The sequence below is a fragment of the Streptomyces sp. 2P-4 genome, from assembly GCF_030167965.1.
Classification (GTDB): domain Bacteria; phylum Actinomycetota; class Actinomycetes; order Streptomycetales; family Streptomycetaceae; genus Streptomyces; species Streptomyces globosus_A.
In genome coordinates this window covers 6,510,853-6,524,686 of record NZ_CP095011.1, presented here as the reverse complement: position 1 = coordinate 6,524,686, position 13,834 = coordinate 6,510,853, and the positions used below count along the sequence as shown (strand labels likewise).

Genomic DNA, 13,834 nt, shown 5'->3' with positions numbered 1-13,834 from the left:
CATGTCCCTTCAGCCCGGTGACGCGCTCACCTCGCACAATTTCGGCCTCCAGATCGACGGCGTGATGGTCGAGTTCCTCCAGGAGGTCAGCAGCCTGTCCATGGAGCAGGACGTCATCGAGTACCAGCAGGTCTCCGCGGACGGCAAGCCCGTCACCAAGAAGCTCCCCGGCGTGCAGAAGGCCGGCCAGTGCCAGGTGACCCGCGGTGCGACGCAGTCCATGGCGTTCACCGAGTGGATCAAGTCGTCGATCTCCGGCGACATGGGCTCGGCCCGCAAGAACGCGACGATCATCATGATGGACTACCAGGAGAACCCGGTCCGCCGGTACAACCTGCGCAACGCGTGGTGCTCGAAGGTGGAGGTCAGCTCGGTGAAGGCGGGTGCCGCCTCGGCGCTCACCGAGCAGGTCACCATCACCTTCGAAGAGCTGGTCATCGAGTAATGCGGCGCCAGGGACCGGGTCTCGCGGTGCAGAGCGCCCCGCCGCCGGCGGCACCGGCCGGGGGCGGCGGCCCCGCCGGCGTACGCGAACCGCTGCGCACGGAGTTCGAGTTCGAGCTGCCGCGCGGCTACGTCGACGAGTCGGGGACGGTGCACCGCACCGGTGCCATGCGGCTGGCGACGGCCCGCGACGAGCTCCTGCCGCTGCGGGACGTCCGGGTCCGCGAGAACCCGGCGTACCTGTCGGTGGTCCTGCTCGGCAGGGTGATCACCCGGCTGGGCACGCTGGCGGTGGTCCACGACGGGACGGTGGAGAACATGTTCGCCTCCGACCTGGCCTTCCTCCAGGACTTCTACCGGCGGATCAACGCCGAGGGCCACACGCGGGCCGCGGTCTCCTGCCCGCACTGCGAGGGGGCGTTCGAGGTCGAGCTGGCCGGGAGCCGCCTGGGGGAATCGTGACGTACGCGGCCGACGTGCTCCAGGAGGAGGCCGCGTACCTCGCCTACCACCTCCACTGGGACCTGGATTCGATCCTCGACCTGGAGCACCCGGACCGGCAGGCGTACGTGAGGCGGGCGGCGGATCTGGTGCAGGAGTCGGCGCCGTGAGCGGACGGGCCGGGGCAGCGGGCTGAACGGACGGACGGGAAAGGGAAGGGAGTCGAGGAGGATGGGCCTGTTCACGCGGCTCCGGCGCGGCCGCCGGGCGGACGCGGTGCCGGCGGCGGCCGGCGCGGCGGTGCCGGCGGCTGCGCCCGCGGGCGGCTGGGCCGCGGTGCGGCCGGTCCAGCGGGTGCTGGGCGCGCCGCGGCTGACCGCCGAGCGGGAGTTCGCCTCGTCCCTGGCGACCCGGCAGCCGCTGCTGTTCACGGGCGGCCTGGGCCACGAGGTGTCTCCGGCGGCCCCGTCGGGCCTCGTCCGCGACGCCCTCACCCCGGCCCCCGCATCCGCCCCCGACCCGGCACGCCCTCCGGCGCCTGTCCTCCGCCCGGCGGGGCTGCACGGGCCCGCAGTTCCTGCCCGGCCCCCGGCTCTCCCGCACCCTGATGCCCCGCACACCCGCACGCCGGTGCAGCGGTCGACGGCGGCGCCCGGCCCCGGCACGTCCGCAGCGGACGCCGCGCCGGCAGCCGCGCCGGCGTCCGGCCCACGCCCCACCCCCTCCGCAGCACCCGCTGCCGCGACCGGCCGCCACACGGCCGCGTCAGCCGCCGCACCCCCGCAGCACTCCCCCGCACCGGAAGAACAGACCGCCCCGAGCCGCGAACCGGCAGCCCCGACGGCCGCCCAGCTCCAGCGCTCCACAGAAGCCCCGGGCGTCCACCCCGCAGCACCGGCCCGGCCCCTGGTCGGGCAGACCGTGCCTGCACCGCTCCAGCGGTCCGCGGACGGGCCGGCGGTGTCGGCCCCCCGGCGCACCCCCTCGGTCACACGCGCTGCCGCTTCGGGGCACGGATCCGTGGCACCGGTGCCGCCCGCCTCCGGCATCCCGGTGCCCGCGCCGGGCGTACCCCTCCAGCGGACCACGGCCCACGGGTTGGCCCAGGACTCCGCGCGCACGAACCCCTCCGGGACGACGCCCACCGCCCCGGGCCCCGGGTCCGCAGCACCGGCCCGGCCTGCGGCCGGCGACCCGGCGCCCGCGTCGGCCGTACCGCTGCGGCAGTCCACGAGCGGGCCGAAGGCTCCGAACGCCCCGCGCACGGCCGCCTTCGGCAGGCCGCCCGCCGGCTCCGGCCTCGGAGCCCCGACCGCACCCGGTGCCCGCCCCCCGGCGCCCGTGCCGGACCCGGCGTTGCAGCGGGCCACGACCGCGCCGGGAGGGCCGCCGACGGCCGGCTACACGACGCCTGCACCGCTCCGGGGGTCCGCGGACGAGTTGGCGGCACCGCGCGCCCCGAGCACGGCCCCGTCCGGCGCGGGGCGCGGCACCACGGCTCCGGGTCCGCCCGCGGCCGGCCGGCCGGAGGCTGCGCCGGACGCAGCGCCGCAACGGTCCTCCGCCGAGGGGGCGTCGGCCGCACCGCGTGCGGGTTCCGCGGCCGCGGAACCCGCGAGCCTGCGCCCGGCGGTCACGCCGGTGCAGCGGTCCGCGACCGCGCAGGAGGGGCCGGCCCCCGCGGCAGGGGCCGCTGCCCGGGACGGCCTGGGCTCTGCGGCTCCCGTCGGGCCGGCGGTCGCGCCGGTGCAGCGGGCCGTCCCGCCCGGATCCGCCGTGCCCGTGCGTCCGGCTGCCGGATCTGTTCAGGCCGCCGCCGGCGCGACAGCCGGCCCGGCTCACGCCTCCGCAGGCGGGTCCGCGCAGCGCGCCGTCGCAGCCGCGCGCCCTGAACCGGCAGACGGGGACCTCCGGTCGCGGACGGGCTCGGGCCCTGCGGGCGGCGGCCGGCATGCCGGGACGCCGGCCGTCGGCCTGCCTGCGACGCAGCGGCGCGCGGCCGACTTCCCGGCCGCCATGGCCCAGGGCGACGCATCAGGACCCGCATTCCGGCCGACTGCCCCGCTCCAGAGCCCGGCGGCACCGCCTGCCGTGGCGCCGCCCACCGTCAGGGAAGCGGTGTCCGGAGCCGCCATCGGTGCGCCGACACCGGCAACCCCCGCGACCGGTGCGCCCGTCCAGCGACGCGCGAGCGACGCCGCGGCGGCCCCGGTGCCTCCCGGAGGTGCTCCGGTACCCCGGGACGGCGCCGGGTCGCGGCCGACCGCCCCGCTTCAGGGTCCCGCCGCGCCCTCTACCGCCGTGGAGGCGGCGGCCGGTGCTCCGGCACCGGCGGGTGGCGCGCCCGGCCGGCGGCGCGCGGGCAGCCTGCCCGTCGTGCGGGCCGGGGTGTCGGCGGGGGGTGGGGCTGCCCTGCCCGTCGCGCGGAGCGAGGCCGGCACGGGGCGCGGAGGGCTGCTGTCCGCACCGCGGCCTGCGGTGCCGTCGCGGACGGTGTGGCCCGTCGGGGCCGAACCTCCCGCCGCGGCGGGCTCCGCCTCCCCAGGCCACGTCTCCGGCGCGGCCGTTCCTCCCGCTCGGGGAGGCACCGTCTCCCCCGTACCCGCCATGTCCCCCGTGGCGGGTACGGGGGGCCGCCGCCCGGTCGTCAGGCGTGTGCAGCGTGCCGCAGCGGACGGTGTGCGGCGGCCGCTGATCGGCGCGCCGATCAGCCCCTCCGCAACGCCTCCCGCGACACCTCCGGCAGCGCGCGCGGCGGCGTCCGGCGCGGCTCCTGCCTCGGCCTCGACCGCCGCACCGGCCACCGCGGCCGGTTCCGCTCTCCCGCCCGCCGGTGTGTCCGGGGCCGTCGGCGTACCGAGCGCACCGCCCGCGCCGTTGCCCTCCGTGCGGGTGGCCGGGCCGCGAGCGGCCGTCGCCGCCACGCCGCTGCCGCTGGCGTCCGGGCGGCCCCTCGTTCCGGCCGGGCCGGGCATCGGGGGGCGGGCCGTGGTGCCCGGCGGGGCCGGGCCCGCGGTGCTGCGGCGGCCCGCCGCAACGCCGGACGGGGCGCCCGCGGTGCCGGTGGCGTCCTCGGCCCGCGCGGTGCGCGCGGCGGGCCGCGCCCGCACCCGGTCCGGCGGCTTCCGCCACCCCACCGGCGGCCGCCGCTGCACCCCGATCCGCGCCGCCCCCCGTACAGCGGGCGGTGCCGGCCGGACCACCGCCGGGCCCGGCTCCGGCCTCCGGCCCAGCCCCAGCCCGCGGCCCGGCTCCCGTGGCCACGGCCCCGCCCGCCCCGCCCGCGGCTGCCGCACCGCCGGCCGGTCCGGCGGCCGCGCCGCAGGTGGAGCTCGATGCGCTCGCTCGCCACCTGGTCGCCCCGATCTCCCGGCTGCTGCGCGCCGAACTCCGCGGTGACCGCGAACGGTTGGGCCGCCTCCGCGACCGCTGACCCCAGGCCGCCGCCGGCCCCGACCGCCCGCCCACCCATCCGCCCGCCCGCCCGACAGCAGACAGAGAGCCCCCATGCCGCCCACGCCCCCCGACGCCGGATCCACGGTCTTCTTCAGACTCACCATCGACGGCCTGAACCTCGGCCTGTTCAACGGCTGCGACGGGCTGTCCTCCCAGGTCGAGATCGAGCAGCACCAAGAGGGCGGCAACAACGGCTTCGTCTGGCAGCTGCCCACCCGCGTCGTCTTCCCCACCATCCGCCTCACCCGCCCCCTCACCGCGGAGACGGCCCGCGTCGCCGCCTGGATCTCCTCCATCTCCACCGGCATCACCCGCCCCACCGCGCAGATCGCCGCCCTGCGCGCCGACGGCTCGGTCGTCGCCCAGTGGGGTCTGGTCGAGGTGCTCCCCGTCAGCTGGACGGGGCCGACGCTCGACGCGTCGCGCCCGGCCGTCGCGACGGAGACGCTGGAGATCGCCCACCACGGTTTCACCGACGCGGGGGGTGTCTGAGGTGGCGGCGCCCACCGGCGGCCGGGCCGCCGCCGGGCTGGCCCGGGCCTCGCTCGCCGTCCGCCAGCCGCCCGCCCGCCTCGGCGGCAGCCCGGGCGGGCTGATCGGCCAGGCCGACTTCCACTTCAACCCGCGCCAGCTCCAGCTGTCCCGCTCCGCGCACTGGCGTACGGAGCCGGCGGTCGCCTACACCCGGGGCGCGCCGCCGAAGTTCACCGGGGTCGAGCCGGCGCAGCTGCGCGTCGACCTGTTCCTGGACGCCTCCGGCACGCCCGGCGCGGACACGGTCCGCAGGCAGGTCGAGCTGCTGCTGTCGTGCTGCGAGGTGACGGAGCAGAGCGCCGCCTCGCAGGCGCCGTCCCCGCCGTGGGTGACGTTCTCGTGGGGTTCCTTCAGCACCGTCCAGTTCACGGCGTGCGTGACGCAGGCCAGCGCCACCTACACGCTGTTCAGCCCGAACGGGACCCCTCTGCGGGCGACGTGCTCGCTGTCGCTCACCGAGATCCCGCAGGCGGTGAAGCGCCAGAACCCGACCTCGGGTGCGCTGTCCGCCCGCCGCGTCCACCGCACCGTCGCCGGGGACACCCTGGCGTCGGTGGCGTGGCGCGAGTACGGCGACCCGACCGCCTGGCGGGTGATCGCCGAGGCCAACGGCGTCGACGACCCGATGCGGCTGAGGCCCGGCACCGAACTGCTGCTGCCCGCCGGATCGGAGCGCACCGCATGAGCGAGAACACGTACACCACCCTCCTGCACGTCCGGTTGGGCGGTGCGGTGCTGCCCGACCCGCTCGCCGCGCTCCTCACGGAGGGCTGGGTCGACGCAAGCGTGAACGTCCCCTCCGCCTTCCAGCTCGTCTTCACCGACGGCGACAGCTCCCTCACACAGCTGTACCCGCAGCTGGCGGTCGGCTCGAAGGCGGTGATCAGCCCGTTCGCCGACGGTGTCCGCGGCACGCCGCTGATCACCGGCGAGGTCACGGCCGTCGAGGTCGACACCGAGCCGGGTGCAGGCCGCCGGCTGGTGCTCCGCGGCTACGACCCGGGGCACCGGCTGCTGCGCAACCGGCGGGTCGCCGGCTACCCGCAGATGACGGCGTCGGACATCGTGCGCCGGATCGCCGCACAGTGCGGGCTGGCCCTCGGGCGGGTCGACGCCACCCCGACCGTGTACGAGCTGGCGACGCAGCCCAACATCACGGACTGGGACTACCTGTCGCGCCTCGCGGCGGAGAACGACGTCCGGCTGTCCTTCGACCCGGACGGCCGGCTGGAGTTCGCGGCGCTGCGCCCCGCATCGGGTGCGCCGGCGGAGACCACGCCGGCGCTGCAGAGCCCGTACGTCCTGGAGTGGGGGCACAACGTCCTGCAGAGCCGTGTCGCGCTGACGTCCGCCGGGCAGGTGGACCGGGTGACGGTCCGCGGCTGGGACATGCTCGCGAAGCGGCCGCTGGCAGCGCCGGCGCCCGCCGGGAGCAGCCCGGACGTGCTGGCCGACCTGTCGGCGGAGCAGCTCGCCGCGCCGTTCGGGCGGGCCGAGCTGGACGCGACGCGCACCCCGTACACGGCCGCGTCGGAGGTGGCGCACGCGGCGCGGGCCCTCGCGGACGACGTGGCGGGCTCGTTCGCGGAGCTGGAGGTGGCGGTGACCGGCAATCCGGGGCTGCTGCCGGGGCGGCCGGTCGCGGTGAAGGGTGCCGGGTTCCCGTTCGAGGGGAAGTACACGGCGACCGGTGTCCGGCACGTGTTCGCGTCGGGCCGCCCGTACGTCACCTGGCTGACCGTGTCGGGGCGGCAGTTCCGGTCCCTGTACGGGCTCGCCTCGGGCGGCGCGGGCGGCGGCGACGGGGGGTCCGGCGGGGCGGCGGCCGCGCTGCCGGGGGTGGCGGTGGCGCTGGTGACGAACGTGAAGGACCCGCTGGGCCTGGGCCGGGTGCGGCTGCGCTTCCCCTGGCTGTCGGACACGTACGAGAGCGGCTGGTGCCGGGTCGCCCAGTTCGGCGGTACGGGCGGGGGCGGGCTGCTGCTGCCCGACGTCAACGACGAGGTGCTGTGCGCCTTCGACCGCGGCTCCCTGGAACACCCGTACGTCCTGGCCGGCCTGTACAACGGGGTGGACCGGGCGACGCCCGAACCCGACGGCATCGCCGTGGTCGACCCGACCGGCGGGAAGGTCAACTGGCGTTCCCTGACGGCCCGCAGCGGGCACACGGTGGAGCTGCTGGAACGCTCGGGCGCGGCCCGATCCGGCAGCGGCATCCGGCTGAGCACGGGCGACGGTGCGGTGACGGTGCGGTTGGACGAGGCCCGGACGGAGCTGACGGTCACGAGCGACGGCACGGTCACGATCCGGGGCGCCCGCGGGGTGGCGGTGGAGTCGGGCGGCGACCTGGCGCTGTCCGCGACGGGCGAGCTGAAGCTCAGCGGCGGGACGGGACTGGTGCTGGAGTCGGGGCGCGGCGTCGACGTGCGGGCCCGGGTCGGGGTGGACGTGCAGACGCCCGGCCGGGTCGGGATCCAGGCGCTCGGCAACGTCGGGATCACCGCGGCGACGGTCGCCCTCACGGGCGTGACGACCCGCAACGGCGTGCCCTTCTGAGGCCGCGCCCCCTTCGGCCACCCCTTCCCCCGATTTTCGGACCGTGAGGACGGACAACGTGAGCGAGCACTTCGTCGGCGCCGGGTGGGCGTTCCCGCTGCGGATCGACCCGGGCGGCGCGATCGCACTGGCCCGCCGCGACCGCGAGGTCGAGGAGGCCATGCGGCTCGTCCTGGCGACCGCGCCCGGAGAGCGCCCGATGCGGCCGGAGTTCGGGTGCGCGGTGCACGACCTGGCCTTCGCCCCGTCCAACGACGCGACGGCCGGCCGCATCCGGCACGAGGTGCGCGCCGCCCTGGACCGCTGGGAGCCGCGCATCGAGGTCCACGACGTGACGGTGGCCCCCGCCCCCGACGACCCGGCGGTGCTGCACATCGACGTCCGGTACGCCCTGCGCGGCACCAGCAACCCGCGCAGTCTCGTCTTCCCCTTCTACGTGATCCCGCCCGAGGGCCCCGAGACCGACGAAAGCGAACGACACTGATGGCCCTGCCCGCCCCCCGGCTCGACGACCGGCGCTTCCAGCAGTTCGTGGACGACGCCAAGCGGTTCATCCAGCAGCGGTGCCCCGAGTGGAGCGACCACAACGTCTCCGACCCGGGGGTCACCCTCGTCGAGGCGGTCGCGCACATGGCCGACCAGCTCGTCTACCGGCTGAACCGGGTCCCGGAGAAGAACCACCTGGCCTTCCTCGACCTGCTCGGCATGACGCTGTTCCCGCCGTCCGCGGCCCGCGCCCCGGTGACGTTCTGGCTGGCCGCGCCGCAGCCGGAGCCGGTGGTGCTGCCGGCCGGGACGGAGGTGGCGACGGGCCGTACGGAGACCGACGAGGCGGTGGTGTTCGCCACGGACCAGGACCTGGCCCTGGTCCCGTGCGAGCTGGCGCGGCTGCTCACCCAGGGTGCGGGCGAGGCGCCCGCCGACCGCACGGACGAGGTGGCGGCCGGCGCCGACGTGCCGGTGTTCGCGGCCGCCCCGCAGCCGGGCGACCTGCTGCTGTTCGGCCTGTCGGCGGCCGTGCCGGCCTGCGCGGCGGTGCTGCGCGTGGACAGCAGGGTCGACGGCGTCGGCGTGGACCCGCGGCAGCCGCCGCTGGTGTGGGAGGCGTGGACCCCGGACGGCTGGGCGCGCTGCGAGGTGTCGTCGGATTCGACGGGCGGCCTGAACCGGCCGGGCGAGGTGGTGCTGCACGTCCCGGCCGGGCACCGGGTGTCGCGGCTGGGCGGTCTGGAGGCGGGCTGGGTGCGGTGCCGGGTGACGGCGGCCCTGCCGGGGCAGCCGTTCTACACGTCGTCGCCGACGGTACGGGACGCGGCCGCGTTCACCATCGGCGGGACGGTCGGCGCCACACACGCGGAAGTGGTGCGTGGCGAGCCGCTCGGGGAGGCCGAGGGCGTACCGGGGCAGCGGGTGCGGCTGGCGCAGGTGCCGGTCGTCGGCGACGCAGTGGTGGAGGTGTCCGACGGGGAGGGCTGGCAGGCGTGGCGCTGCGTGCCCGACTTCGCGGCGTCCGGGCCCGCGGACCGGCACTTCACCCTCGACGCGACGACCGGCGAGATCGCCTTCGGCCCGGCTGTACGCGAACCCGACGGCTCGCTGCGGCAGTTCGGTGCGGTCCCCGCGAAGGGGGCGGCCCTGCGCGCGGCCCGGTACGCGGTGGGCGGCGGCCGCGCGGGGAACGTGGCCCGCGGGGCGATCCAGGTGCTGCGCAGCTCCGTCCCGTACATCGCCCGCGTGGAGAACCGGGAGGCGGCCCGCGGCGGGGTGGACGGGGAGACGGTGGCGGAGGCGCGGGTGCGGGCGCCGATCGCGCTGCGCGCCCAGGAGCGGGCGGTGACGGCACGGGACTACGAGGAGCTGACCCGGCGGGCCGCGCCGGAGGCGGCCCGCATCCAGTGCCTGGCCGCCGGGTCGGACCCGGCGGACGGGGAGAACGCGGTCCGGGTCCTCGTCGTCCCGCAGGCGGTGACCGACCGGGGCGGGCGGCTGCGCTTCGAGCAGCTGGTGCCGGGGGAGGAGCTGCTGGCGCGGATCTCCGCGTTCCTAGACGAGCGGCGGCCGCTGGGCACCCGGCTGGCCGTCGGGCCGCCGTTCTACCAGGGCGTGACGGTGGTGGCGACGGTGCACTGCTACCGGGCCGCTGTCGCCGACCGGGTCCGCGAGGAGGCGCTGGACGCGCTGTACGCCTACCTCGACCCGCTGGCCGGCGGCGCCCTCGGCCGGGGCTGGCCGTTCGGCCGTTCGCTGCGCTCCGGCGAGGTGTTCGCGGCGCTGCAGCGGGTACCGGGCGTGGAGCTGGTCGACGAGGTCCTGCTGCATCCCGCGGACCCGCTGACGGGGCGGCGCGGTGACGCGACGGACCGGGTCGACCTGGGGCCGTCGGCGCTGCTCTTCCCGTTCGACCACCGGGTCCGCGTCATCGAGGCCCGGTGAGCGGCGCCGCGGCCGCGGACGGTGCCGGGCGGGCGCCGTCGGCCCGGGGCGCGGTGGAGGGCCTTGCGTCACCGCGCCCGCTGGGCGAGGCGCTGCCGGCCGTGTACGCGGACGACGACCTGGCCCAGCGGTTCGTGACCGGGCTGGACGCCATGCTCGCCCCGGTGTTCAACGTCCTGGACTGTCTGGAGGCGTACTTCGACCCGGCGCTCGCCCCCGCGGACTTCGTCGACTGGCTCGCCGACTGGGTCGGGGCCGAACTCTCCGGCACCGAGCCGCTGGAGGCGCGCCGTGCGGCGGTCGCCGCGGCCGCCGCCCTGCACCGGCTGCGGGGAACCCGGCGCGGCCTTGCGCAGGCGGTGCGGCAGTCGTTCGGGGTGTGGCCGCGGATCACCGAGAGCGGCGGGGCCGCCTGGTCCGCGAAGCCGCTCGGCCCGTTCCCGGGCTCGCCCCGGGCGGCCCTGCACGTCCGCCTGGCCCTGCCGGAGCCCGGGCCGGCCGACGTGCACCGGCTGCACGCGGTGGTGGCCGCGGCCCGGCCCGCGCACCTGCCGTTCACCGTGGAGGTGGCGGCCGCGCCCGGCCCGCCGCCCTCTGCGCCCCCTGCTGTCTGACCCGTATGCTGCGGAAAGGAACCGCCGAGACCATGCCCGAGACCGGGACCTCCCCCTGCCCCGAGTGCGCGGCACCGACGCGTACGAGCGGCCAGTCGTTCTGCGACTCCTGCGGCGCCTTCCTGCGCTGGGACGCCGCGGGCACCCCCCGCGGCGGCGGGGCGCCCGGGGCCGCTCCCCGTGGCACCGCCGGGGACCCGGCCGAAGCGGAGACGCTGCCGCTGCCCGCGGTGCCGCCGGAGGCGGGCGGCACGGCCCGGCAGGCGCCGCCGGTCCCGGCCGGGGACCGGGAGCCGGACGCCGGGGCCGGCTCCGGCACGGAGGGCGGCGGCGCGCCGGGCCGTGCGGGCGGGGAGGCCGGGAAACGGCGGCCGGCTCCGCGGACGGACGCCGGCGGCGGGGCGGAGGGCGCGCGGGATGCCGACCGGGACGTCCACGGGCCGCCGGACCGCGCGCCGGAGCACGCGCCGGAGCACGCTGCCGGGCCGCACCGCGAGCCGCACCCCCGCACCCGGGACGGCCGGGACCCGGAACCCGCCTCGGACGGCGGCGTTGCGGACCCGGCGGGCGGCGGCCCCGCCGGTCGCACGGCAGACCCCGAGCCCTCCCCCGCACCGCCCGCACCGCCGTCGCCGCCTACAACGCCGTCGCCGTCTGCACCGGCCGCGCCCCCGGCCCCCGGGCGGCCCGGCGCACGGTCCGGCCCCGGGGCGGCGGCCTCCGCGGACGCCGCGCGGGCCCTGCTGGTCCCCGTCCCTGCAGCCGAGGCCGCCCCGGAATCCGGCGACGCCCCCGGCACGGTGCTTCCGGGGCTGCCGGAGGCGGCCCGGCCGAGGATGCGGGCCCCGCAGCCGGCCGACCCGGCCCCGCAGGGCCCGCCGTGCCCGGCCTGCGGCACCCCCAACCCGCCCGTGCGCACGTTCTGCCGCTGCTGCGCCGGCTCCCTGAAAGATGCTCAGCGCGAGCCAGGAGAAGGGCCGTTCGCGGGGCAGCGGCCACGGCTCGACCGGGGCCGGCGGCGCTGGACCGTCCGGGTCCTGGTCGTGACGGGACTCGCCCTGCTGCTCGTCGGCGGCGTGATCGGCGGCCCGCCCGCGGTGCGCGCCGTGCAGGACCACTTCGCGAAGCGGGTCGCCGTCCGCCCTACCGGCTGGAGCGCCTCGCACTCCGGTGCGGGCCACGGGCCGGAGCTGGCCTTCGACAGCTACTCCAACACCTGGTGGGGCACCGGGTACGCGGGCGACTCCAACGGCCAGTACCTCCAGGCCGACTTCGCCCAGCCGGTGGACCTGCTGGCCGTGCTGGTCACGCCGGGCGCCTCCAAGCGGCCGGGCCAGGCCGCCGGCCAGGCGCGGCCGCAGGAGATCGACCTGGTCGTCACCGACTCCGCGGGCCGGACGAAGACGGTGCACAAGACGCTGGACGACGGCGGGGTGCAGCGGGTCGAGGTGCGCCGCCGGGACGCCGTGTCGGTGCGCATCGTGCTGCGGTCGGCGTACGGCGCCGGCGCGGACCGCCAGGTCGCGGTCGCGGAGGTCGAGTTCTTGGGCCGGTCCCGGACGTGAGGCCGGGCGGGCGGCGGTGCGCTCAGTGCGCGGCCGCGGCCTCCGGTTCGTCGGTCCAGCAGAAGGACTCGACGAGCCAGTCGCCGTCGTCCGCCCTGGCCAGCCGGAACGTCTTGCGGCCCCAGCCGGAGAAGGCGGTGCCGGCGCGGACTCCCCACTTGGCGTACTCGCCGGTGCGGATGGCGGTGCCGCCCGCGACGAGGGTCGTCGCACCGGCCTCCGCCTCGGTGAAGTCGGTCAGGTCCGGTCCGTTCAGCAGGGCTTCGCGGGGGGCGATGAAGGATTCCGTGTCCATCCGGTCGACGGAGCCGTCCGGGTTGACCCTCTCGATCACGGCTCCCGGCGCGAGGACGGCGCGCACGCCGTCGAGCGTGACGGGCCCACCGCCGCGGCGGGTGAACGCGGCGTAAAAGGCGGCGACGGCTGCGTCGACGGCCTGTTCGTCGGCGGACCGCGGGCGCGGGCGGCGGTGTTCGGCGGCGAGCAGCGCGAAGTGGAGGCGGTCCTGCCAGGCTCCCTTGCGGTGGGCGTCCTGCCGGGCGACGCCCTCCAGCCGCATGCCGACGCGCCGCATCAGCGCGGCGGAGGCGGTGTTGCGGACCGTGCACACGCCGGTGACGCGGTGCCAGCCGAAGGTGTCGAAGGCCAGGCCGAGGGCGGCCGTGACGGCTTCCGTCGCGATGCCCGTGCCGTGGACCCCGGGGTGGAAGACGAAGCCGATCTCGCCGGTCAGCGGCGCCCGGTCGTCGCGCCGGAGGAGCACCTCGCCGACGACGCGGCCCTGCGCGGTCTCGACCGCGAGGCCGAGCCAGTCCCCGGGGGCCGCGAGCGCCTGGCCTGCCGCCAGCCGCTCCAGGGTCTTCCGCGTCTCCTCGCGGGTGTGCGGCTCGTGCGGCAGGTGTCGGGCTATCTCGGGCAGGGAGCGGTAGGCGTGGACGGCGTCCAGGTCGTCGGCGCGGACCGGCCGCAGCGCGAGCCGCCCGGTGCGGACGGGGTAGGCGGGCGGGGTCGGCGCGGGCGTCGGCGTACGGTCGGGCTGCTCGGTCATCAGGCTCCCCTCACACGGTGGTCGGGCACACTGTGCCACCCGCCTGGCTGCGGTGCGCCTGCGGGGGCAGGCGCCGGGTCAGACGCCGGCCGGGCCGCCGGTACCGCCGGCGGCGCGGCGGCTCGCGGCGATCAGCACGGCGAGCGCGAGCAACAGCACCGACCACAGGCCCGGCACCAGCGGCGTTGCCATGCCCTCCACTTCGGGGGCGACCCGGCGCCGCGGGTCGTAGGCCACGCGGACCTCCTCTCCTGCGGGCGCGGCGATCCTGTCGTCCTCCAGGACGTCGGGGTAGCCGCCGGGGCAGTCGAGGGTCAGCCGGTGGAGGGTCCTGGGCGGCGGGGCGCCGTCCCCGAAGGAGTCCTGCTGCGTCGAGTCGACGGCCCGGACGGTGCAGACGGCCGTCTCGGGGCGGGCCGCCGCCCGGTCGGCGGCGGTCACCGCGGCCAGCATGGCCAGGGCCAGGAGCAGGCTGCCGAAGACGCCGCGGGCCCCGCCGACCAGGACCAGGTGGGCGACGGCGACGGCGGCCGCGAGGACGGCTCCGCCCGCGAGGGCGGGCGCCCCGGAGGGGGCGGCTTCCGCCGAGAAGCACCAGTGGGCCCACCCGTACAGGGCGGCGGGCCCGGCCGCGCAGGTGGCGACGCCCGCCCACCGCCGAGCGGAGCCGCCGCGCCGTTCCTCCGCCATCACGACCACCCCTCCCGGGAGGACGCCGCCGCCGGGCCGCCGGTTGCCTCCGG

General features: G+C 77.9%; 13 protein-coding genes. 11 read left to right on the top strand and 2 right to left on the bottom strand.

The genetic code is table 11. The features are described from left to right. The first annotated feature begins 1 nt into the window (after nucleotide 1). The 11 genes from MUK52_RS29095 (at nucleotide 2) to MUK52_RS29045 (ending at nucleotide 12,043) form a co-directional block, all read left to right on the top strand. Nucleotides 2–445, top strand: a complete 444-nt coding sequence (locus MUK52_RS29095; RefSeq protein ID WP_114056186.1) for a phage tail protein — start codon at nucleotides 2–4, stop codon at nucleotides 443–445. Continuing rightward, nucleotides 445–906 carry a hypothetical protein gene (locus MUK52_RS29090; RefSeq protein ID WP_114056187.1) on the top strand — a complete coding sequence of 154 codons (462 nt, stop codon included), beginning with the start codon at nucleotides 445–447 and terminating at the stop codon, nucleotides 904–906. Before MUK52_RS29095 ends, MUK52_RS29090 begins: the two co-directional genes overlap by 1 nt. After that, complete coding sequence (locus MUK52_RS29085; protein WP_174250415.1) at nucleotides 903–1,055, top strand: hypothetical protein; 153 nt, start codon at nucleotides 903–905, stop codon at nucleotides 1,053–1,055. The genes MUK52_RS29090 and MUK52_RS29085 overlap by 4 nt, the downstream gene beginning before the upstream one ends. Nucleotides 1,056–4,141: 3,086 nt before the next feature. Then, the gene (locus MUK52_RS29080) at nucleotides 4,142–4,318 is read left to right on the top strand and encodes a hypothetical protein (protein WP_284581389.1); all 177 of its coding nucleotides are present in this window, start codon (nucleotides 4,142–4,144) and stop codon (nucleotides 4,316–4,318) included. Between the two features lie 74 nt (nucleotides 4,319–4,392). Further along, complete coding sequence (locus MUK52_RS29075; protein WP_114056188.1) at nucleotides 4,393–4,833, top strand: phage tail protein; 441 nt, start codon at nucleotides 4,393–4,395, stop codon at nucleotides 4,831–4,833. Between the two features lies 1 nt (nucleotide 4,834). Next, complete coding sequence (locus tag MUK52_RS29070) at nucleotides 4,835–5,560, top strand: CIS tube protein (protein ID WP_114056189.1); 726 nt, start codon at nucleotides 4,835–4,837, stop codon at nucleotides 5,558–5,560. Beyond that, nucleotides 5,557–7,431, top strand: a complete 1,875-nt coding sequence (locus MUK52_RS29065) for a VgrG-related protein (RefSeq protein ID WP_284581387.1) — start codon at nucleotides 5,557–5,559, stop codon at nucleotides 7,429–7,431. The genes MUK52_RS29070 and MUK52_RS29065 overlap by 4 nt, the downstream gene beginning before the upstream one ends. Before the next feature lie 58 nt (nucleotides 7,432–7,489). Then, nucleotides 7,490–7,915, top strand: a complete 426-nt coding sequence (locus MUK52_RS29060; protein ID WP_284581385.1) for a GPW/gp25 family protein — start codon at nucleotides 7,490–7,492, stop codon at nucleotides 7,913–7,915. Then, nucleotides 7,915–9,864: a putative baseplate assembly protein gene (locus tag MUK52_RS29055; RefSeq protein WP_284581383.1), complete on the top strand. Its 1,950-nt coding sequence runs from the start codon at nucleotides 7,915–7,917 to the stop codon at nucleotides 9,862–9,864. The genes MUK52_RS29060 and MUK52_RS29055 overlap by 1 nt, the downstream gene beginning before the upstream one ends. Continuing rightward, complete coding sequence (locus MUK52_RS29050; protein WP_246042596.1) at nucleotides 9,861–10,478, top strand: phage tail protein; 618 nt, start codon at nucleotides 9,861–9,863, stop codon at nucleotides 10,476–10,478. The genes MUK52_RS29055 and MUK52_RS29050 overlap by 4 nt, the downstream gene beginning before the upstream one ends. Before the next feature lie 32 nt (nucleotides 10,479–10,510). Then, complete coding sequence (locus MUK52_RS29045; RefSeq protein WP_284581380.1) at nucleotides 10,511–12,043, top strand: discoidin domain-containing protein; 1,533 nt, start codon at nucleotides 10,511–10,513, stop codon at nucleotides 12,041–12,043. A 22-nt stretch (nucleotides 12,044–12,065) separates the two neighbouring features. Here MUK52_RS29045 and MUK52_RS29040 read toward each other — a convergent pair whose 3' ends face one another. Both MUK52_RS29040 and MUK52_RS29035 read right to left on the bottom strand, forming a co-directional pair. Further along, nucleotides 12,066–13,091: a GNAT family N-acetyltransferase gene (locus tag MUK52_RS29040; protein WP_284581378.1), complete on the bottom strand. Its 1,026-nt coding sequence runs from the start codon at nucleotides 13,089–13,091 to the stop codon at nucleotides 12,066–12,068. Nucleotides 13,092–13,169: 78 nt separating this feature from the next. Beyond that, nucleotides 13,170–13,781 carry a hypothetical protein gene (locus MUK52_RS29035; protein ID WP_114056195.1) on the bottom strand — a complete coding sequence of 204 codons (612 nt, stop codon included), beginning with the start codon at nucleotides 13,779–13,781 and terminating at the stop codon, nucleotides 13,170–13,172. Between the last annotated feature and the right edge of the window lie 53 nt (nucleotides 13,782–13,834).